At 47.9% G+C, this 22,091-nt stretch carries 12 protein-coding genes; 2 read left to right on the top strand and 10 right to left on the bottom strand.

Features of this window, described 5'->3' with window-relative positions; all coding sequences use genetic code 11:
- Positions 1–9: 9 nt before the first annotated feature.
- The 5 genes from FJQ58_RS23375 to FJQ58_RS23355 all read right to left on the bottom strand — a co-directional run bounded on the left by FJQ58_RS23375 (position 10) and on the right by FJQ58_RS23355 (position 6,104).
- Complete coding sequence (locus FJQ58_RS23375) at positions 10–2,004, bottom strand: YjhG/YagF family D-xylonate dehydratase (protein ID WP_139997226.1); 1,995 nt, start codon at positions 2,002–2,004, stop codon at positions 10–12.
- Between the two features lie 19 nt (positions 2,005–2,023).
- Positions 2,024–3,505, bottom strand: coding sequence for an alpha-ketoglutaric semialdehyde dehydrogenase GucD (gene gucD, locus FJQ58_RS23370; protein WP_139997225.1), 1,482 nt, complete (start codon positions 3,503–3,505; stop codon positions 2,024–2,026).
- Between the two features lie 12 nt (positions 3,506–3,517).
- Positions 3,518–4,423, bottom strand: coding sequence for a fumarylacetoacetate hydrolase family protein (locus tag FJQ58_RS23365; RefSeq protein WP_139997224.1), 906 nt, complete (start codon positions 4,421–4,423; stop codon positions 3,518–3,520).
- Positions 4,424–4,523: 100 nt separating this feature from the next.
- The gene (locus tag FJQ58_RS23360; RefSeq protein WP_139997223.1) at positions 4,524–5,282 is read right to left on the bottom strand and encodes an IclR family transcriptional regulator; all 759 of its coding nucleotides are present in this window, start codon (positions 5,280–5,282) and stop codon (positions 4,524–4,526) included.
- A gap of 159 nt (positions 5,283–5,441) precedes the next feature.
- On the bottom strand, positions 5,442–6,104 hold the full coding sequence (locus FJQ58_RS23355; protein WP_238404424.1) for a TetR/AcrR family transcriptional regulator: 663 nt from the start codon (positions 6,102–6,104) through the stop codon (positions 5,442–5,444).
- 59 nt (positions 6,105–6,163) lie between these two features.
- On the opposite strand from FJQ58_RS23355, the gene FJQ58_RS23350 reads away from it, so the two are divergent.
- Entirely contained in the window at positions 6,164–7,009 is an 846-nt protein-coding gene (locus tag FJQ58_RS23350) for an alpha/beta fold hydrolase (protein ID WP_139997221.1), read from the top strand.
- A gap of 122 nt (positions 7,010–7,131) precedes the next feature.
- Here FJQ58_RS23350 and FJQ58_RS23345 read toward each other — a convergent pair whose 3' ends face one another.
- The 4 genes from FJQ58_RS23345 to FJQ58_RS23330 form a co-directional block, all read right to left on the bottom strand.
- The gene (locus tag FJQ58_RS23345) at positions 7,132–14,427 is read right to left on the bottom strand and encodes a DUF5695 domain-containing protein (RefSeq protein ID WP_139997220.1); all 7,296 of its coding nucleotides are present in this window, start codon (positions 14,425–14,427) and stop codon (positions 7,132–7,134) included.
- Between the two features lie 36 nt (positions 14,428–14,463).
- A complete protein-coding gene (locus tag FJQ58_RS23340) occupies positions 14,464–15,333 on the bottom strand; it encodes a carbohydrate ABC transporter permease (protein WP_139997219.1) in 870 nt (289 codons plus the stop codon).
- A complete protein-coding gene (locus FJQ58_RS23335) occupies positions 15,330–16,253 on the bottom strand; it encodes a carbohydrate ABC transporter permease (protein ID WP_139997218.1) in 924 nt (307 codons plus the stop codon). The genes FJQ58_RS23340 and FJQ58_RS23335 overlap by 4 nt, the downstream gene beginning before the upstream one ends.
- Positions 16,254–16,325: 72 nt before the next feature.
- A complete protein-coding gene (locus tag FJQ58_RS23330; protein ID WP_139997217.1) occupies positions 16,326–17,720 on the bottom strand; it encodes an ABC transporter substrate-binding protein in 1,395 nt (464 codons plus the stop codon).
- 621 nt (positions 17,721–18,341) lie between these two features.
- Here FJQ58_RS23330 and FJQ58_RS23325 point away from each other — a divergent pair.
- Entirely contained in the window at positions 18,342–19,232 is an 891-nt protein-coding gene (locus FJQ58_RS23325; RefSeq protein ID WP_139997216.1) for an AraC family transcriptional regulator, read from the top strand.
- 118 nt (positions 19,233–19,350) lie between these two features.
- On the opposite strand, the gene FJQ58_RS23320 is transcribed toward FJQ58_RS23325, so the two are convergent.
- On the bottom strand, positions 19,351–21,708 hold the full coding sequence (locus FJQ58_RS23320; RefSeq protein ID WP_238404288.1) for a hypothetical protein: 2,358 nt from the start codon (positions 21,706–21,708) through the stop codon (positions 19,351–19,353).
- Positions 21,709–22,091 lie beyond the last annotated feature (383 nt).

Here is a 22,091-nt window from a genome sequence, read left to right as displayed (position 1 = left end):
CCTGATGAATCAGCCTTCTCCAGCGCCAGCTTCCAGAGCAAGCATACGCTTGCCTGCCTCCAGCGTCTGAATAATGCGGTCTGTATCATACACACAGCCTTTCCAGGTTCCGCCGCTCGCTGATTGCAGCGCGGCCCAAAGACGGGTATCATCCGGAAGATCAGGGTCTTCCGCAAGCGAGGGATGCGGCGTTCTTGAGGAAAGGATCGTTGCTCCCGCCTCAGGAGTGTCCGGCAGTTCGCCGCAGCCGACCATATCGATGGAGCCCTCTAACTTGCGTGTGTCGATACGGATATCTACCCAGTCTCCATCACGCAAGCGCCCAACGGGACCGCCTGCAAGTGCTTCCGGCCCGATATGTCCGATACAGGCGCCAGTCGACACGCCAGAGAACCTGGCGTCGGTCAGAAGCGACACCTGCTTGCCGAAGGTCAAATGCTTCAGCGCTGATGTCAACTGGTACGTCTCTTCCATCCCGGTCCCTGTTGGGCCGCGCCCGATCAGTGCCAATATGTCGCCAGCGGAGATGCCTCCGGTCTTAATGGCGCGAATGGCGTCGCGCTCGGTCGTGTATACCTTGACCCGTCCGACATGCCGGAATACACCATCGACGTCAAGAACCGACGCATCGATAGCCGTTGACTTTATGACGGAGCCTTCCGGCGCGATATTTCCAGACGGGAACGTAACCGTCGGCGCCAAGCCAGCGATCCGCGCCTGTTCCGGGCTGTAGATAACCGTATCGGGGTCGATCCCTTCTTGCTCTGCAAGATAGTTTCGCATGCTTTGCCGACGCTCAGAGGTCTCCCACCAGTCCAGCGTCTCATTTAATGTCACACCTGCTGCGGTGAGCACGCTTACATCGAGCACGCCGAGCCGTCGCAGATGAAGCATAACCTCCGGTACACCGCCGGCAAGAAACACACGAACTGTCGGATGTGGAACAGGGCCATTCGGCAGCACACTGACCAGCCGGGGAACCTTGCGGTTAACTGCCGCCCAGTCGCTGGCATTTGGCACCTTGAGCCCTGCAGCATGAGCAATCGCAGGAATATGCAGCAGCAGGTTCGTCGAGCCGCCGAAGGCAGCATGAACCGCCATTGCGTTTTGAATAGACGCGTCTGTAAGCAGGTCACCCAGTGTAAGGCCCTTTCTGGCAAGCGCCATAGCCGCACGCGCGGATTGACGCGCCATCTCTGTCCAGACCGGCTGACCCGAGGGAGCCAGCGCGGCATGAGGCACGGTCAGCCCGAGTGCCTCCGCTACGACCTGCGCCGTTCCCGCCGTTCCGAGGAACTGGCAGCCTCCGCCCGGCGTCGCGCAAGCTCGGCAACCGAGATCGGCAGCCTCCTCCAACGACAGCTCGCCGTTAGCATATCGTGCGCCAATCGTCTGAATTTTGCCGGCATCCTCGCCATTTGTCGGCGGCAGTGTAACGCCGCCAGGCACAATAACCCCAGGCAAACCTTTCATTCCGGCAAGCGCCAGCATCATCGCAGGCAAGCCTTTGTCGCAGGTCGCGACTCCAACAACAGCTGCTCGGGTAGGCAGCGAGCGGATCAGTCGACGCATCACCATTGCCGCATCGTTGCGGTAAGGCAAAGAATCAAACATGCCCGATGTGCCCTGCGAGCGTCCGTCGCACGGATCGCTAACATGAGCTGCGAAAGGTATGCCGCCCGCCTCGGTAATTTCTTTCGCCGCCGCCTTCATTAATAGGCCGATTTCCCAGTGGCCAGTGTGGTAGCCTAGCGCGGCAGGTGTCCCGTCCTCGTTACGGATGCCGCCAAGCGTCCCCATAATGAGAACCTCCCTGCCCAGCAAGCGATCCGTCCGCCATCCCATGCCGACATTCTGGCTCCAGCCGAACAGGTCGCCACTAGGCGCGTTCAGTAAAAGCTCCGGAGTTAGCGGGAGCTTGCCGGATGGCCCCGGAGCATGTGTAGCCACCTCGAAATAGTCCGCGCCGTCCGGGCCCATAACATGTTTTAACAGATCCTCCATCGCGCGTGTCCCCTTCTGGTTAAGGCTTCATAAATACCGTTTTCACAGATGTGTAAAACTCGATGGCCGCCTGCCCCTGCTCGCGAGAGTGGGAGCTAGAGCCCTTCATGCCGCCGAACGGTGCCTGCAGCTCCACGCCAGCAGTCTCGGCGTTAACCCGAACGAGACCTGCATCTGTTTCCTGAATGAACTTTAATGCATAACCCAAATTGCTCGTATAAAGGGAGGCGCTGAGTCCATATTTTGTATCGTTCGCGAGTTCAATTGCCTCATCCAGGTCGCGTGCCTCAATTAACGCCAGCACCGGCCCAAAAATTTCCTCCCGAGCAATGGCCATCGACGAAGTCACCTTGTCGAATACGGCCGGAGTGATGAAATAGCCGTCCGCTAACGCCGGATCGTCCAGTCGCTCGCCGCCGAACAGCAGCTCTGCTCCTTCTTCCTTACCCTTGCGAATGTAATCAAGCACAGTTTCATACTGCTTCCGGCTAGCGCACGGGCCAAGCCACGTCTCCGGGTTCAAGCCGTCGCCCACCTGAAGCTTTGTTACCTTCTCGAGCAATTTCGCCCTAAACGTCTCGTAAACGTCACTGACGACGATAACCCGGCTCGTTGCAGTACACTTCTGGCCGGTGGAGCGAAGCCCTCCGCTAATTGTAGCATCAACCGCTAGATCCAGATCGGCATCAGCTGCGATGATGATCGGATTTTTACCGCCCATCTCCAGCTGGTACTTCGCCCCGCGTGCCAGCGCTGTCTGGCCGACACGCTTGCCGACTGTGTCAGAGCCCGTAAAGGTTACGCCGTGAATGCCCGGATGCTCGGCAATTCCCTGTCCAATAACGGCACCGTCTCCGATGACCATGTTCACAACCCCCGCCGGAAAACCGGCTTCGTGGAAGCAATCCATGACCAGTGATGCGGTGAGGGCCGTTTCAGCCGCCGGCTTCCAGACGACGGTATTGCCAAACACCAGTGCAGGAGCCATTTTCCATATAGGAATTGCAACAGGAAAATTCCAAGGGGAAATGACACCGACGACGCCAAGCGGCGCACGGGTCGTGAACATCAGCGCTTCCGCATCAGTTGCCGGAATCACGTCGCCGACCGAACGCATTCCCTCGCCGGCATAATAACGTAAAATAGCCGCGCCACGAGCCGTCTCGCCCTTCGCCTCGCCAAGCGTCTTGCCCATCTCTCGGGTCATCGCATGGCCGATCTCATTCATACGGCTCTCCAGCAGATCAGCCGCCTTGAAGAGGAGCGCTCCGCGCTGCGCACCCGCCAGCTTTTGCCAAGCTTTCCGAGCCGCTTCGGCGGATTCAACCGCAATGCTTAGATCCTCGTAGCCGGATTCGGGCGTTAAGCTAACCGTCTCACTGCTGCGGGCCGGATTAAAGCCCGGCTTGCGCCTTCCCGTGAGCGGCGATTTCCATTCGCCTCCAATATAGTTATCAATTTCAGGAACATTCAGATTCGTTGTGTTTTCGCTATTTGTCATTATTTTCTCCCCTTATGCATGAATAGGAGCCGTGTCCAGCTCATCAGCGCAAATGACTGTATTCACCAGTGTTCCGATGCCTTGAATTTCAATTTCGATCCGGTCGCCAGAGGCCAGCGTGAACTGGTTCGGCGGCACAAGGCAGGTTCCTGTCAGCAGCACCGTACCGTCGAACAGCTCGTTATCCCGTTTCAGGAAGCTGACAAGATCCTCCAGTTTGCGCTTTAATAGCCCCGTATGAGCCGTTTCTTCCACAACTAGCGCTCCGTCCCGGTAAATGCGGCAAGCAATCGAGAGCGCATACGGATCAGCAACCGTTTCTGCCAACCGAACGAACGGTCCAATCGAGCAAGAACGCTTCCAAATTTTTGCCTGCGGCAAGTAAAGAGGATTTTCGCCCTCGATGTCGCGGCAGCTCATGTCATTGCCGGCCGTATAACCGATAATTGCACCGGAACTGTCCAGGACAAGCCCAAGCTCTGCCTCCGGCACCTGCCACGTGGAGTCGCTCCTCAGGCATACCGACTCGCCAGGTCCAACGGTACGGGCCGCTGTGGATTTCATGAACAACTCCGGCCGTTCGGCATCGTACACCTTGTCATAAAACGTGTCAGCATCGAGCCGCCCCTCCGTCGCCTCGTAATTCCGCGCCTCACGGCTGCGCTGATAGGTGACTCCTGCCGCCCATACCTCCGGTGCGTCCAGCGGCGTCGTCAAATTCAGCGATTCTGCCGGAGCTGTGATGGCTGAGAGACTGCCGAGCATGCGCTCCACATAAGCAGCGGTTGACAATCCGGAGATGCGGGCATCTGCAACGAGTGACATGATATCCGGCGCATCTAGCCGGTAAGTGTCTCCGCCTTCGGTTATAACCCCCAAATAGGGACGCAAGTTTTCTAGGTATCGAAATATACGCATAATGGCATGGCCTCCAGTTAAGTTGTTTTATATTATAAAACTATGTTCTCATATTAGGACAAATGAAGACCCGGCCAGGATCTTTATACATACCGTCTCGTTAGCTTGGACGGTGGCCGAGTCCGCGGGAGATCTGTTCTGCCGTTTCCTGCAAAAGCAAGACGAATGCCGCCAATTCCTCATCTCTGACAGTTGACGTCATCGTTGAGATGCTAATCGCTGCCAGCATGTGGCCGTTGTGATCGTACACTGGTGCCGCGGCACAGCGAACACCTGCTTCATTCTCTTCCCGGTCGTAGGCGACGCCGGCGTTCCGTACCGATATCAGCTCTCCTTGAAAAGCTGACTGGGTTGAGATCGTCTGAGGCGTATGAATGGAATAGTCGTACCCCTCCAACAGTCGCTCTAGCTCGGCCTCAGGCATGTAAGCTGCTAGTACTTTACCGACTGCGCTGCTGTGCAGAGGTACACGCCGGCCAATCCGGGAATATCGGATCGCTGCTTTGCTGCCCTCGACTTTATCAATGTAGACGCCCTCCGCACCGTCCCGAATGACAAGATGAACGGTCTGTCCCGTCTTCCCTGACAGCGCGTCCATCGGTCCTCTTGCGATCTCCCGAATGTCAAAGCTCTGCAATAGCAGCTGCCCCTTCTCCAGCAGACGCATGCCAAGCCGGTACAGCCCGTTCTCATCCTGTTCAATGTAGCGATGAAGTTGAAGCGTCTTTAGCAGGGAGTGCACGGTACTTTTATGCAAGCCGACCCTGGAACTAATCTCGGTTATTTTCAACACTCGATTATGCTCGTCAAACAAATCTAGAATAGTAAGTGCCCGGTCGAGTGATTGAATGATCGGCATGAAGATATCCCCCTTTCATTAGTTTTATAATATAGAACATCGTTCTTATATATTGTAGCAAACTATCGAGTATCTCGTCTAGCTCGTTATCACCTTAATAAGTTCAACTTGCCTTACCTCCTGCCCATCGGTTCAAATCGAAATCTTCGCCGGAATAAACTAGAGTGCTTTAACCAACTTTTCTAAAATGTCCTTTGCTTGTTTACGCGCTGCATGGGGGTCATCTGAATGAGCAATGCCGATCGCTGCTTCAGTTATTGCTCCAAAAATGATATATGCCAACAAATCTATCGGTTGGTCCTTAATATACTTAGACTCCATAAGCTCCTTTATGAGCACAGTCGATAAACCACGAACACTAAGTTTTTCTTTTTCTCTCCATTTTGTCCAGCCAAGGATAACAGGCGCTTCCTGAATGACAATGCGCCGATAATCGTGATTAAGGCAACCTTCTAAATAGGTTTCAATGGCTATTAAGGTTCTTTCCCACGGATCACTTTCAGTGTCAATAGCAGTCGATACTTGTTTTACCATTTCTTCCAAAAGACCATCTACTACATGTTCAAATAGGTTTTTTTTATCCTTAAAATGATAATATAGTGCTCCTTTCGTTAATTGTTCTTGTCTAACAATTTCATCAATAGAGGTTTTAGCGTATCCATCCTCTGCAAATAAGTGCTGTGCACGTTTAAGCAAAGCTTTTTTTGTATGTTCGGCATCATCTTGCCTACGTGTTTTTAGGTTCATCCCTCTATTATATCGTTTAATTTTCGAATTAGAAAGCAGTCTCCGCTCCTTACATACTTCAGGTATGTTAAACATACCCAAAGTATGTTAAACTCCATAGGAGTATTGGATAAATCAAAAGAGGAGGCCGTCACATGAAAGAAGCCATTGTAAACGCCGGTATTATCAGGTATACAGATCAAGGGACAGGTCAGGTAATCGTGTTCTTACACGGTGCGCTGAGTAATGGAAACACTTGGAGGAAAGCGGTTCAAACGATTTCTAAAGATTATCGTTGCATTGTTCCTGATTTACCTTTAGGTGGTCATTCCATTCCTCTGAATCCTTTCAGCGATTTAACACCGACAGGCATAGCAGCTTTAATCAATCAATTCTTGGATGTGTTAGGCCTGAACGATATTATTCTTGTAGGAAATGATACAGGTGGAGCTTACGCGCAAATGTTCACTGTGTCATATCCTGAAAAAGTATCTAGGTTAGTCCTTTGTAACACGGATGCTTTCGAAGTGTTTCCGCCAAAACAGTTTTCACTTCTAAAAACCGGTGTCAACATTCCTGGATTCACCTTTCTAATGGCTCAATTGTTTAGATTTAAACCATTATTAAAAACGTCAATGGTGCTAGGCTTATTATCCCATACTCTTTCAAAGGAAGATCTATATGAATTATATATACGTCATTTCATTCATAACAAAGGGGTCCGTGCTGACTTTACCAAGGTCGTAAAGGGCTGGTCCATACATGACACCAATCAAGCAGCTGAGAAGCTTTCCTTCTTTAATAAACCCGTCTTAGTGATTTGGGGAGCTGATGATACGAAGTTATTTCCGATTGGATTAGGAAGAAGAGTGTACGGCATTTTTCCTGATGCACGATTTGTGATCGTTGAAAACGCGCTAACCTATGTACAAGAGGATCAACCTGAAGAATTTGCTCATAGACTAGTCCATTTTATTGAAAGCACAGCATTTCCTAAATAAACTTGCAAAACCAATTCAAAGTAGGTAATGAGCTAACTTCATACAGCTTCTAAAGCTGCAGTAAATAAAAAAATAGTACGGAAAAACGTCATGTTTTTCCGTACCATTTTCATTGTAGGCGCTTATTGCGATGATGACCATTGATGCGAATAAATGTTAAATAATATTTGTGCAGCCTCTGCTCTGGTTGTCGAACCTTTAGGACTCAGGACATTATTGCCTCGTCCGTTAACGAAGCCCATCTTAACCATTGCAGCTACATCCTCTGCTGCATAAGCTGCTAATTCTTTTGCATCCGCAAACTTGCCGAGTTCTTCTATTGTACCGTTCAGCAAGGTTTTGTTTGCTGCTTGCAATGCACTAATCGTCAACATAGCCATATCCTGTCTTGTCAATTCGGCTTCGGAATTGAACTTGCCTTTGTAGCCTACGGATATGCCGAGAGCTTTGGCTATTCCGATCTCGTCATAGTACTTGCTCGATTCCTCGACATCACTGAAGTTCGTGTCAAATTCCGCTGTAAGCTCCATCGTTCTTACCAGCCACGCCAAATATTCAGCTCTTGTCACTTTGTTGCTAGGACTAAAGTTAGTAGCCGATGTGCCGTCAATCAATCGCTTGGACGCCATCATTTCGACTGCTTTTGTGTACCATAAATTCTTGGTGACGTCGTCGAAGCTTTTCTTGCTGTAGGCAACTGCATAATGGCCCGCTTCACTCGTTGTGAATACCATGGCTTTCCCTGCAGCATCGTATTTAACATTTCTTATTTGCACAGGCTTTCCATTTGCATCGATATGCCAAACAACAAGGTAATCTAAATCATCCAGTTCATCAGCAGTAGCTGTATAGGGTATTCTAATTTCTACCGGTGCTTTCAAGCGATTTGCTTCTCCTGCCGCTCCGTCGATGCTGACTCCCCATTTAATGATAGGTCTGCTGCCTATGGCTCCTTGCGTTTCAGAATCAAACAGGGACTTGTCAGCATTCCCAATCGTCACCTCTACGCTCTTCGCATCCGTTGCTGCAAGCTTCAACCCGTTTGCAGGCACAATAATTGTTCCAAATTCTGTCACAATCTCTACCTGTACATCGGCTTTATCCGAAGTTAATGCGGTTTTGGGAAGCTCGACGACATATGCGCTTGCTCCCTCTGCTTTCGGTAATTCCACCCTTACGGTGCGCACGCCATTGCTGTCTGCTTTCGCGTTTTCCAACGCTTTGCGGATGTCTTCCTGATTAATGAATTCCGATCTTGCTAGGCCAGTCTCTTTATCCACCTTTGGCGTCACAACCTTGATCGTATCTCCTACAACCTTATTAGTTATTGTAGGCTGTGTAGGCGTTGACGTCGGTGAAGGCGTGTAAGGAGTGCTTATAGTGACCGTTAGAGCATCACTTGCAAGGTAAGCTGAGGTTCCCTTATATCTGACATAATAGGTTCCTGCGTCAAGACCTGTCATCTCTATGCCTGTAATAGCAGTCCAGTCGCTAGAATCAGCCCCCTGCTTCTGGTATTCCATCGCGGAATCCACGCCTATGATCTTCCCGTCCCTAGCGCCGCTCACGCTGACGTCGATACCTTTGACCACTGTGCCGGATGGCGGATTCTGACCCTGCTTGCTTCCGTCAGGAACAATTACGATAATTGCAGGGCTTGGATTGTCGGTAGCTGTCTCCGCATACCGAATTTCATAACGGCCTGCTACAAGGTTGTCGATGCTGCTTCCGCTAACGGCCGTGTATGCGCCGCCATCTGCCTTCCGATATTCCATATCGGCAGTTACGTTTTCGATTTTCCCATCGTTTCCGCCTGCTGTTGTAGCCGCTGTAACGACCAGCTCATCCGCGTTAGGCGCATCCCGATCTGCCTTCGCTTCATCATGAATCTCCACGGTTACCGGCTGGCTTGCATGTAATTCATCTGTCGCTGCGTATCGGATTTGATAGCTGCCAGGCTCCAGATTTTCAATACTTGTGCCATTGACAGGCACGTAGCTATCATCGCCCAGCTTCCGGTATTCCATCGTACCCTGGACGCCTTCTATCTTCCCGTTTGTTTGGGTATCAGAATTCGCATTTGTGATCGTCCATTCGCTAGGTTCCGGCGCTGGCTGATTCTGCTTCTGCCCTTCCGGAATGACAACTTCCTTATCCGGGCTAGCATTGAGGTTGGCGGTTTTCATATACCGAACAAAATAGTTGCCGGCGCTCAGGCCTGTAATTTCAACGCCAGTAATCGCGGTATACTCTTCCACTCCTTCCTTCCGGTACTCCATTGCCGATGTCACGCCTATAATCTTGCCGTCGTTGCTATGGACAGATGTCGGCGACACCGCAGTCGGTGTTGTCGGTGCTTCCTGCTCCTGAATGGCATTCGACTTAAGCACTTCCCATTCCCATAAGCCAACGCCAACCCCGCTCCCCGCTGATTGCTTTGTCATCGTAACTCGCAGCGCTTTCACTTGCAGTCCCGAATCGAAATTAACCGGATTGGAAGAGCCCACCGGCGTATTATTCACCAAGGTGATACCTTCGGTAATGGTTTTCGCCGTCAACCATTCATTTGTCGTACTATTTAATGGAATGTAGGAATATTCGTACTTTGTAGGTGCTAGTATGCCGCCTGCATCTGACCATAGCACCAAGTTCGAGCTATTGATTGTGACGCCTTGCGGCCATTCATATTGCACCCATTCTGCAGCTCCTGCATTCCCCCAAGTTCCCCAATGCGGAATGTTCGCTTCTGCTTTTCTACCGTCATTGACAGCTGCTACGCTCTCCCAAGGAGAGGTATAGCTAGCGGATACGCGAGCCAAAAACGCCATATTGTTATCGCGCGGACGGAGCAGCTTCAGGTCTGTCAGCAGCTTACCGAGCGCCTGGGCAACTTCCTCTTCTGTCGCATCCATTTTTTGAATGACCGCTGACGCATTTGCCTTTGCCGCATCGATTGGCGCAAGGCCTTGATCGATAAAGTTTGAAGCGTTCAAGGCATTAACATAGTTATTAACGCTAATTAACTCCGACTTATCCACCGTTCCCGTATAGCCGTTTACCTTCCATTCCAGAATGCCGCTTCCGTTTGCAGTCGGCCTCATGTCTATACGGACGCCTGTAATATAGGCAGGCTCGAAGGTGGTTGTGTTGTACTTGTCCAGCTCATTTCCAAGTCCGTTAATCGCTCTTGGCGTATACCATATCCCATTCTCGTCGCGAAGCTTGAGCTGCATATCCTTTGGTCGGAAGTTTCCGCCACCGTCTTGGAAAACGTATACATCCATCGATGAAGCCAGGAATGGTTGAAGCCATTCATACGTGACCCATGCCGGATCTCCTTCTCTTCCCCAGTTATGCCATGCGCTGTTCGGAGCCGTGCGAGAGGGCGAGAAATCTCTTGAATTTTTCGGCTCAACACCGTTATTCATCGCCTCGGGATACCCATCACCGCCGGAGAAACTGGCAGAGGCTTTTGCTGTCAGCGCAGCGTTTTGAAGCGGTACGCTCACGACATACACAGTGGCGCGAACCTCTAGATCGCTGTCTGCCACTTTACCGATTGCTTCGAAGCTGCCAGTTGCCTCGTAGTTGACTGGATCGATATCGCTCCATACAATCGCGCTCTCTCTATACCCGTCATCGAACAAAATCTTCATGATTGGCGGAAGAGACGGAGCCGTTCCCTTGCGTGTTACCGTATTAATTGCCCGGTAAGCATCCTCGGGATCTGCTTCTATTACAATCGTAATATCCTTGCTTGCCGTCTTGCCTTCGTCGGCAGCAGTCAGCGTGAATACATAGGTACCCGCCTTGCTTATACGCGCATATGCGGTTGCTTTATCTCCTGCGACAATCGTAATCTCGCCTGCGCCATTCGGCTTCTCTTTGACTGCCCAATCGTATGTCATATCGGGCTCAAATTCCGCGCTGTGAATCGGATCCGGAATTGCCGTACCGGATAAGACCACAATGCTTTCATTCGTTCCGTCCTGAACGGCTGTTACTTCGCTAATTTGCGGAGGCTGTTTCTCCGGCGGAGCAGCCAACTGGAAGGTTAGTTCATCAGAACCGATGAGCTGCCCGTCATTAGCGCTCAGCCTTACTGTATAAGAGCCTTCTTTTGAACCGACAGCCTGTGTAATGCTTGCCTTCGGATAAGCAAAGCTAAGCTTTCCGCCTTGCGGTGTGCCGATTACTTCCCACTGGTAAGTCAGCGTGCCGTCCGGTGCGCCATCGTCGCTCACAATACCGTTTAGCATAAATGGAATCAGCGCCTGCGGATTTTGCGTTGCTGTCTCTGCCGTAACCTGCGGAGCTTCATTCTCGCCCGAGTCTAGCTTTTCGATGGTCAACTGCGCTGTAGGGTCGCTGTTCATTTGGAACCGAGCAAGGCCCTTATTGTTTCGTACATAGAACTGCCCTGCTGCTTCGTTATTCAGCTTAATGGCATAATAGCCATTTTCCAAACCCGCTCCGTCAATAGCAATTCTCGAAGCATGCTCTTTTTTATCCAGATTCGAGAGCGTCAATTGAAATAGCCTGCCGTCTTTTTGAATTTCCGCGCTATCGATTTTTTCATTTTGAGAGACCATATATATTTTTTCGTCGATTAAGTTAATTCGCTTGCCGAAACCGTCCTTCGGAGTAATTCCGTAGCTGCTGCCATTGTCAGTAACGAGTGCCCCATATCCGAATAGCCCAAACACCGGATCGGTAACAATGTCCGAACTAATACTCAGCAGCGAGCCGTAAATGCCCTCGTCGGCTTCACCGGAAAAATCGTTCCAACCATTGTTCATTACGCGGGAACCGCCATCGTACACGTCTTTGGTACCGGTTCCGCCCTTATACATGGAATATCTCCAAGAGGTGCTGCCTACAGACTGTGCAGAAATCTGCCCCATGTTTATGGCGTTAAAGTTTGAAATCTTGGCCGCATAGTTGCGCTGCTGCGCGGTAGCGGTCTGAGCGGCTGTTCTGCCGTCATCCTGATAACGAATCCAGTCATCCATAATATATCCCGCCAGAGACGTCGTATATTGGAAGTTCCACCAGCCCTCGCCGCCGCGGAATACCGGTACGGAATAGTGATACCAAGTGGGCTGGATCCCGCGCATGGCACGAGTCTTCCAGTCCGCCATCTCCATGCTTTTCTTAGCCGCTGCTGCTTGTCCGTCCTGTGGATAGTACGTTCGCATCGCCTTGGCTGCTGCATAGGCTCCTTCTTCGCCGGTATTGTCATATTCAAATTCTGAGCCGTAAGGATAAGCTGCTAATGTCATGCTCCGTCCTTTGTCTAAGGCGAACTTTTTCTTCAGATTTTCAAACTCCGTCTGCATGCCCTCTTCTTTCAACGCCTCAATCATATCCGGAATCTGCTGTTCGCCATAGAATCCAGTTGCTCCGCTGGAAATTCGATTGTAGTAGATGCCATAAGCCTTTTCCAAATAATACTGCGGCGATTCGCGGTACTCGATCAGATGGGGATATGCCTTTTGGATCCGATACATGTTGAAATAGCCGGTAGCTGCCATGACTTCGGAGAATTCTCGTGTATAAGGCTTATCTTTATCCGTATACGAACCAGAATCTCTCAGCCAGTTCGCAACAGTAAAGCTGTCCTGCGTATGCTTCATAAAGCGTTCCCACATAAAATCAATAAGATAATTTTCTATCGATTGAATTTCATCCGGACTCGGGTCCAAATAGTTCTTCATCGTTATGGAGTTGATATTATCATGACCCCAGTCATCGCCCCAATGGCTTATGTTTCGGTCGAGACCGTCCTTGAGATACCAGTCAAAGTAGTTGCCGTAGGTCGGACTTTGCGGGTCCTTGTCCTGCGTCTTCTCTACCATAAATTCGGTATGGGTTCTCATCGTTTCGTCAAGCTCGGCCATTACATTGAATTCGTATTGCGTAAATTTATTGACCCATTCATCGCCAACCTTCAGCTCATACTCCACACGGACGCTGTTATTGCCTAGATCATCAAATTGGAGTGAATAGATGTGGTGCTGTTCGCCATTGACAATCTTAGTCTCCAAAAATTGATAAGCCTCGGTGTAGCCCGGGTTGCCGCCAGCAAGCCCGCGCCCTGTGCGAGAGTTATTAACCATGTCGCTTCTCTGACTGCCAGGCTTGATATTCGGGATATGCGCTTCATCATAAGGATCATTCTCGTGAACGGATTGAATACCAATCGACGTTACTTTAATTTTGCTGTCATCATAGTGCAGAGCCAGCTTCGTCGGCATATTAATGGCCGTTTGAAAGCCCGGCACCGCTACAGCGTCAATCATGCCCGATTGGTACAAAATGGAGCGAAGGTTTTTCTCGCGCTCTTCCACGGAAGTGGAAGCGTTATTAGGACTTTGGGCACTCTCCTGCGGCGTGTTATCGCCTGCGCGTATCGCCGAAAATTTAAACTGATAGGTTTTCTCCTCATTCGGACCGAGTACTAGGCTGGAGGCATCGGTAAAATATCCGCGGCCGGTTTTCTGTATATCCTTGGAGTGGATATAGAGCACGTTCAGCCCAGGAAACCAACCGCCGCTGTCGCCTGTCCAGTTGGTGAAGGTCTGTCCAGCACGCAGTTCGCCCGCTTCCTGCATCCAGTAATCCACATATTCAATGCGCGCGCCGCTCTCCGTCACCGGGGTAAACAGCATGTAATTTCCTTCTCCGCTAGTCCTGATAGCATAGGAATACCCACTGTCTGCCCCGGCAAAGTTATGCATCGTTAAACGATTGTCATACGTATCCGATACCGATCGGTATTTAGTATTCCAAGGCATCGGCAAGCCGATATCGCCGAATTCCATATATTTTCCGCTTTTGTTTTTCAAAGTTATTTCCCATAGCATGGAGCCGTCATTCGTCTCCATGTCGAACACAGACTTCACGTCAAAACCCTTCATCGCCCGATTCGTTGCGGAGTTTAGATCCTGGCCGATAAAGTTAACCTCTACTTTCTTGCCCTCCGTGGATACCGTTCTCTCGAAATATTGGTTAGTGGGATTAATATTGGAATAGGTTGTTGAACCGCCGGCTGCAAGCGTTTTGTTGGTATCTACCTCTACGAAGCCATCCCTGTTCACAGGGAATTGTTCATTATCGCCGGTCCGGTAAGAAAAAATCATTTCGCCCATCCATTGATGCTGAACGTTGTTCTGCGGAGACGTGTTATTAGGCAAAACAAAATTGATAGGAGCCCCGTTTCGATTTACTGGGTTATTTTTGATAAACAACTCTTCTATCTGTCCCAGATCGCCAATTTTCGCAGACAGGCTGGCATTGGAAATGCCATCCGCAGCTGCAGCCAGCTTGGTTAACGCGCTTGAATTAAACTGCAAAATCTGAAATAGCAACATAAACGCGATCGTCATTGACATAAGCCTTTTTGTAATCGTTTTCATAACAACCTCCTGATGGCTTAGTAATCCAAGGCAGAATTAATTTTTTAATCCGGTAAGCGTGATGCCCTCTACAAAATACCTTTGACCAATGAGATAGAAAATGACGCCTGGTGCAAAGGACAAGCATGTTGCGGCCATCGTCATCGACCAGTCGCTTTTCAGTTGGCCTCTAAAGTTGGTTAGTCCCAGTGCAATCGTATATTTATCGCTTGAATTAATATAAATCATCTGCTGGAGCAAATCATTCCATAGCCCGATGAAAATAAACAATGCGACGACGATCATCGCCGGTCGGATCGCTGGCATGATGATACTGAACAAGATGCGGAAGTATCCGGCACCGTCAATCGTTGCAGCTTGATCGAGCTCTCTCGGAATAGACATAATAAACTGGCGAATTAAAAAAATATTAAACGCGCCGCCGCCGCAAAAGTAAGGCAGAATTAACGGCCAATAGCTGTCGCTCACTCCGAGGCCTCGCGTCCAGCCGATATACAGCGGAATAAGCGTAACCATAGCAGGCAGCAGCATGGAACCGATGCAAAGTGCCCAGATCAAGTTTTTGCCTCGAAACCGCAGCCTCGCAAAAGCGTATCCACATAAAGTTGCTGTGAATGTCCCAGCCAAGCAGGAAGGAACAATAATGACCATCGTGTTCCACAAGTACTTCCAAAATTTGAAGATCTCTAACGTTTTCTCATAATTGGAAAACAACCATTTGTCCGGAGTTAGGGCTGGCGGATATCTGTAGATCTCGGCATTCGTCATAAGAGACGTGCGGAAAATCCACCAAATCGGGAAGATTGCTAAAATGGCAAAAAAAACGACGGCGACTACCGTTATGATGTTCATCATTCTGGTTCTTCGTTTCTTGCTCCCTAGTCTGCCATATGCTATTTCGCTCATTTGTCATCGCCTCCTTCATTGTAAATCCACCGGTTGGACGTCTTGAACAAAATAATTGTAAAAACGGAAAGTATAGCAAATATAATCAAGGTAGTGGCGCAAGCATATCCGATCTTGTAATTTACGAATGCTTGATCATACATTAGATAAGTCAAGAACCTTGTAGAATTTCCTGGACCGCCATTCGTTAAGGCAAGCGCCGGCGTCACGACCTGAAGGTTGGCGATCAAGCTCATCAACAGGTTGTAGAAAATAATCGGCGTCATACATGGCAAGGTGATATGCCGGAATCGTTGCCAGCCGTTAGCGCCATCCATTTCGGCAGCTTCATGGTATACACTCGGAACATTCTGAAGCCCCGCCAAAAAGATAACGATCAAATTTCCCGAAAGCCAAACCGAAATCAACGAGAGAGAAGGGACGACGTAGCTGGAATCCGCGATAAAGTGAATTTTATTCAACCCGATCTCGGAGAGAAGATAGTTGAAAAACCCGAAATTGCCCTCGTAAAGCCAAGACCATCCGACATAGATCGCTACGGCCGGCAAAACATACGGGATATAAAAAACAGCTCTAAAAAAACTTCTCGCTGGAATTTTACGGTTCAGCATCATTGCAATAAAAAGGGAATAGATCATGCTTCCGATTACAGATAATACTGCAAAATAGATCGTCGTAATAATAGAGTCCTTGATATAAGGATCGGAAGTAAATAGTTTGATATAATTCTCGAATCCAATGAACTCCGGGGGTTTCAGCCCCGTCCAATTCGTGAGACTAATTCCGAGCACACCGAGAAGAGGTAAATACGTCAGAAAGATTAGACCTAGAAAAGCTGGGATCAAACAAATATAAGCAACGCGCGCCTCGCTTGAATAAAATCGGGAACGGCGCTTAGGCAGTTTATTAACGGTTTCCATATCTTGCCCCACTCCTTATGAATAAAGGATGACCGCCACCGTTGCAACGCTAGCGGTCATCCCTTCTATCTATTATTTACTGCCTGCATGGGCTGCTTTCAAAGCATCGAGATTTTTCGTAATTGCTTCCTTCGCGGTAGTCTTACCCGTCCAGACATCGCCTAGAACCGACCCGAGTAACGTGTTAAAGTCTGTTGTATAGTTCGTATAGAACCACGCAGCCGGCCTTGCAGCGTCGGATTGCGCATAGTCGACTACTGCCGATTTGTATTCCTCATACGGTGGGAAGTTAGGATTTTCTACCCATTTGCGAGTAAACGTCTCATCCTTATACCACTTGTCTAGCGTCGGCATCCAAATGCCCGATGAAATCAGCGCCCAGTTGTTTTCTTCGGAGTTGTACCATTTCAGCCATTCCATCGCTTCTTCCGGATGTTTGGTCTGGGAGAATACAACATTGGCGCCGCCTGTATTGAGGGTGACCTTATCCTTCATGTAAGGCAATACGGCTACGCCATAGCTCAGCCCCTCTTCTTTGGCCGTATTCAAGCTTGTTCCGATGTTCCATTGACCATTCGTTGCCATAGCGACAGTCCCGGCAATGATCGTGCGCTGGATGCCGTCATCGGTCTGTCCGACGGACAATGGGGCGACATGATCCTTTAAGTACAGATCGGCAACTTTCTGAATCGCTTCGACGCTAGCCTCTTCTCCGATTCTAACCTCCGTACCGTCTTCGGAATAGAAGCCCCCGCCGTTGCTGAGCGCCCAGGTTTCGAGCTGCCACGAAAGATTCTCGACGGATGTGCCGTACTGAACGATACTCTGCGAATCAAAGCCTTCCTCGCCAGAATGCTTGCCGTTCTTGTCAAGCGTTAGTTTCTTAGCCGTCTCTACGAAAGCATCCCAAGTCCATGCTTGATCCAGTGCAGCTGGAGGGTAGGGCACATTCGCTTTATCGAACATTTCTTTGTTGTAATAGAGCAGGAGAATTTCATTGGCAGCCGCATAAGCAACGGTATTTCCTTCATGTTTGTAGGCCAGGCTGTCCAGCGGCTTGCTGTCGCTTCCCTCATACATCGCGCTTACATCATTCAGCATCCCTTCGCCCGACCACTGGATGACGCCGCCTTCCTGCAGCATCCCTGTATCCGGCAATTGGCCCGCCGTTGCAAGCGTATTCAATTTTGTCATGTAGTTCTCCCATGGAATCGCTTGCACTTCTACCTCGATTCGGTCCTGCGAAGCGTTGAACTTGTCCGCCACCGCCTGCGTCGTGCTTCCTTCTTCCGCGCTCCCCCACATCGAGTAAACGATCTTAACCTTTTCCGTCTTGGAACCCGCCGGTGTGTTCGTAGCATCTGTTCCCGGTGAAGCTGTGTTGCCTCCGTTGTTTGAACATCCGATGGCACTCATTGCAAATGCAGCTAAGATAAGGCCTACCCCAATTTTCTTGCCTGTTTTCATTGCCCCCGCACTCCCTTCAAAATTAGCTTTCGTTTGTATGTCTAATCATTCAACTTGATCGCTAAAGTATTCAAGCAGCAAGTTAAACGTTTAGCAGTATTTACAACCAGATTGTGCCATAAGCAATCATGAAACGCAATAAGATATTTCAACCTGTTTTTTTGATATTACAACCAGCGACCAACGGCTTCATAACCGACATTCGATTTAGCACCTCCCTTTGAAGGCATTCAAGACTTTTGATTAATCGTTTAACCATATTGATTTCCTATATTAGGATAAACCGCATTCTCTTCAAGCGAATAGAAAACGCTTACTTCATTGTATCATCCATCTTTTCCATTGAAAAACGATTTTTCCAACCTCTATTTATGAAATTCCAACCTCTATTTTTCTGTTTGAAAAGTCTTGAGTAATGTGTTATTTTGATATAAAAGTCTTTGATATGCTCAACGATCGGTCAATTTTATCAACACAAAACATAATACTGTGAAACGTTTAAATTTTTTTGCTATCTTATGTTATTTCACCATTGTAAAAACATGAATATCACGCTAACGAAATCAATTTATAACCAAATTGAAAATATCACTATTCCTGGGTAAAGTAGAGGGGATCGTTATGTCTGATATCATCATGCATTTTGTAACTCCACCTGTTCCTTATTTTATCGACAGTGGGAAGCATACTTTCTTGCCGCGCGAGAGACATGTCAGCCGTTATTCCATTAGCGTATTCGATATTATTATCGTCACCAGGGGTACATTGTTCATCGGAGAAAATGATAATGAGTGGGTAATTAACAAAGATGAAGCCATTATTTTAAGGCCCGATGCGCATCATTTCGGTACAGCCCCTTGCGAAGAAGAGACGGAAATTACGTGGATTCATTTCCAAACCTTCGGAGCTTGGGATGAAATGAACAACATCAGCGATTGCTATGACAATCAGATTGCTTTATTTGAAAAACATAAACAGCAAGCATACCTCAACCATTGCGAGGTTAACTCGATTTTTATACCCAAGAAATTAAAGCTGTCGAGCCAATCCATGAATGACCTTACCCAATTTTATTCCTTGGATAAGGATCCTCGTTCGCTTCGCAATTGGAGGAAACAAACGGCCTTCCAGACCTTCATGCAAAATATAAACTACGATTCAACAAATTCAATAAATTCAACTGCTATACATCTCGCTGAAAAAATTGAATTATTCATTCGTCAAAACTATACCTCAAAAATCACGAATTCCGTGCTTAAGGCCGAATTTAATTATCATCCCAACTACTTGGCCAAATGCATGTTAAAAGTTTATGGAGTCACCCCCATGGATTATTTGCTGCAATATCGGTTCGAACATGCCAAAAAACTGCTGCTCCAAACCGACTGGTCGATTGCTCGAATAGCCGACGAATTAGGATTTAGCACGCCTGCCTATTTTTCCTCCGTTTTTACCAATAAACAAGGCAGTTCTCCAGCAAACTTTCGAAAAAAAAGATTTTCGGATTTCTAATTGAATAGAACGAAGTGAAATGGCTGTCGTCATCCTTAGAATACTTTATCGTATTTAAAAAAAACGAAAGCCGGCACAGAGCTGCCGGCTTTCGTTTTTTTGTCCAAGATAGCTCTGGTTATCTTTTCATTTCTGCACTTTCAAATGCACCATTCCTAAATAATACGCTCCTCACAGTTTCTCCTGCATTTGAAACGAACGCAAGCCCTTTCTCCAACATGACATATTTAGTTGGATAAGCAGCATAACTTGTAATCTCCCATCCCTTTTCTCTCGGCTCAATAAAACCATTTACGCATCTTAGCCCGCCGTCTTCATCCGTATAAAGATATGTCGTCGAACCAAAACCAAGCATATAGGCAACGAGTTCTTCGCCCATATCCCAATCATCACCCTCGATCGTAGAAAACAGGCTGCTGAATAAGGGATCGCTCGATTTCTTAAATATAGATTGCCCAAATCGATTTCTGGAAATTTCAGGCATATTTAAATTAGGCGCTGCAATGCTGTACGTAGAAGCTGCTTCCCCTGGCTTTAGTTTGCGAGTTGTCGAATACACATTCCAGTCGTAACAATTAAAAACAGCCATCGTCGCTCGATAACCCGCTTCCAGCAATCGCGTATCTCCAATGGTTTCATAAGTCGATCGGGCAGCGCCTGCTACTAATCCCCCCCATAATGAGTGAGTCATAAAAGATAAGGCCTCCCACCAGCGATCCGGAGCGTTCGCTCTATAATCGTTACTAAATCCGATATTCGCAATAATTAATGGGGCATACAGTTCCGCTTCATCCGTTAACTTGGCTAGGCACAACGCTTCGCAAGTAAGCCCAAATCCTGCATTATCATAGAAATGCTCCGTCACGGCTCCTTGGTACCCTTGCGAACCTTGTTTTAGCCCTTTTACGAATGCTAACCATAGCAATTCAAGCTTCTCATACCAATAAATGAACTTACTCTTTTTCAACTTCTCTAACAAGTCACCAATATATAAAATAAATACGCCTACAAGCCGTGCTTCCTCTTTTTCGCGTTTATTTTGGTGACAATCCGGGTCCAGCCGCATACACATGACCTCAGCAGCCCAACATAAATAGGTATCTGGATTTTCATGATACAAAAGCGATTTATCAAATTGTGACAATAGATAATATACGTGACCGATATAATCAAAATCATACATACGGTAAAAAGAACCATATAGCGGTTTTGGGATCGTAAAATCTCCATCCTCAAACCAATGCTGTTTTAGATCATGGAACGCAGCCATTTCAACTTTTCTGACTTGTTCCGGCACGGGAGCGGATAGAAGATTTTTCATCAGGATAAAAGATAATTTGCCAAGCGATTCACCTTGGTTCGATAAAGGCAAACATGCATAGGGCCGGGTTTCTTGGGCTGTATTAAAACTATGGTTACATAACCATGCTGCCCTCTCCTCGAGTATCCTATCGATCGGTTCAAGGACATTTCCTACCAAAACATCATATTTTCCGCTAACGAGTTTAGCTACTATTTTAATCTCGCCAGCTGACTTAAGTGGCAGCACCGCACGTAAACGTTTAGATTTTTCATCGAAAATCATTTTAAACTCGTTTGAGATATCAATTTCCTTAACCGTGCCGCCTTCGTCTGTTACGCTTATAAGCTTAACCGAATGCAAAGTATCATTCTCTGGCACTATCAATTCGGCAAAAAACTTTCCTTCCGTAGTCGTCACGGGCGAATAGGTCCAATGCGGATGCCCGTACTTGATCGCCTGGTTATAAAAATCCTCTTGTTGATTAAATGGAGCGAAAACAAATGACCATGTTCTTTCGTCTCCAGGCTCAAGCGTAACTGGCGAGTAATCTCCACCATAAATCCAATCGCTGTCTGCAGACTGCTCCATCGAGCTTCCATCCTCAATAAACGATAATCGATGGTACAGCATTCCGTCCAATGACGGCGAGACCTGTTCTAAAAAACGGTTGACATAACTGCAATACGTACCAAACGCACTGACTCGTTCGCCCGTACTGTATATGGCAAGATGAGGAGCCTTATTGCTTCTCCGCATAGCAGCATATTTGGAGAAATCCCCTCCTACATGAGGGAACACCGCGCAAGAATGTTGCATATTCCTCAAAACATCATGATCGCGGAACATAATATACGCAAGGGAAAACCAGCTATGGAACCCTTTTACAACGATAGGGGCATTAGTCGGATTTGAACAATGAATCATCCACTTCCATTCACCATTAGAATGAAGCAGATACTCATATCGAACATTAAATTTAGTGTGTAAAAAAGTAACACTAGCTGATTGATCATCCATTACTTCCATTTGCGGCTGCAAGTTAATGCTTTCAATCCGTTCATCATCAATTGTAGCGCTCCAATGTCCAAACCGTTTATCCTCATCCGAGTACCCGGCGTCCTTTACATATTGCGCATCGATGACCCAGTTCATCCTTTCCGGATCATCGGTCAATATGAGGGATTCCACCGTGCCGTGTGGAGACAGGTTTATTTCAAAAGTATCATTATGAAGCCGTATCAAGTTCTCACTCCTATCACCATAATTTAAACGTTTAGATAATAAAATCATATTATCACAGTGCCATATCTCCCTTCAAGCACTTTATCACTTCATTCAAAAACTCAGTAAAATAAAGAGATTTCTTTTCTGGTTCCTTAAAATACAAGAGTTATTAAGAATAAAGAAATTTAGTCAAAAAATGAAACGCAAGTTAATCGTTTTTCTTATTGACACAACAAAAAGAGACCGCTTTGTAGTGTATACGGTCTCTTAACGCACATATGATATTTCATACTATTCTTGTTTTGTATTTAGTAAACAAATAGTTTATCTAA

Source organism: Paenibacillus paridis, from assembly GCF_006345825.1.
GTDB lineage: Bacteria > Bacillota > Bacilli > Paenibacillales > Paenibacillaceae > Pristimantibacillus > Pristimantibacillus paridis.
This window is presented reverse-complemented; position numbering and strand designations above follow the sequence as displayed.

Bases quoted from the DNA above. Each gene is read 5' to 3' on its own strand.
- FJQ58_RS23345 (WP_139997220.1), bottom strand. From the start codon at position 14,427: ATGAAAACGATTACAAAAAGGCTTATGTCAATGACGATCGCGTTTATG.
- FJQ58_RS23325 (WP_139997216.1), top strand. From the start codon at position 18,342: ATGTCTGATATCATCATGCATTTTGTAACTCCACCTGTTCCTTATTTT.
- FJQ58_RS23340 (WP_139997219.1), bottom strand. From the start codon at position 15,333: ATGAGCGAAATAGCATATGGCAGACTAGGGAGCAAGAAACGAAGAACC.
- FJQ58_RS23355 (WP_238404424.1), bottom strand. From the start codon at position 6,104: ATGTTTAACATACCTGAAGTATGTAAGGAGCGGAGACTGCTTTCTAAT.
- FJQ58_RS23360 (WP_139997223.1), bottom strand. From the start codon at position 5,282: ATGCCGATCATTCAATCACTCGACCGGGCACTTACTATTCTAGATTTG.
- FJQ58_RS23365 (WP_139997224.1), bottom strand. From the start codon at position 4,423: ATGCGTATATTTCGATACCTAGAAAACTTGCGTCCCTATTTGGGGGTT.
- FJQ58_RS23350 (WP_139997221.1), top strand. From the start codon at position 6,164: ATGAAAGAAGCCATTGTAAACGCCGGTATTATCAGGTATACAGATCAA.
- FJQ58_RS23330 (WP_139997217.1), bottom strand. From the start codon at position 17,720: ATGAAAACAGGCAAGAAAATTGGGGTAGGCCTTATCTTAGCTGCATTT.
- FJQ58_RS23375 (WP_139997226.1), bottom strand. From the start codon at position 2,004: ATGGAGGATCTGTTAAAACATGTTATGGGCCCGGACGGCGCGGACTAT.
- FJQ58_RS23335 (WP_139997218.1), bottom strand. From the start codon at position 16,253: ATGGAAACCGTTAATAAACTGCCTAAGCGCCGTTCCCGATTTTATTCA.
- gucD (WP_139997225.1), bottom strand. From the start codon at position 3,505: ATGACAAATAGCGAAAACACAACGAATCTGAATGTTCCTGAAATTGAT.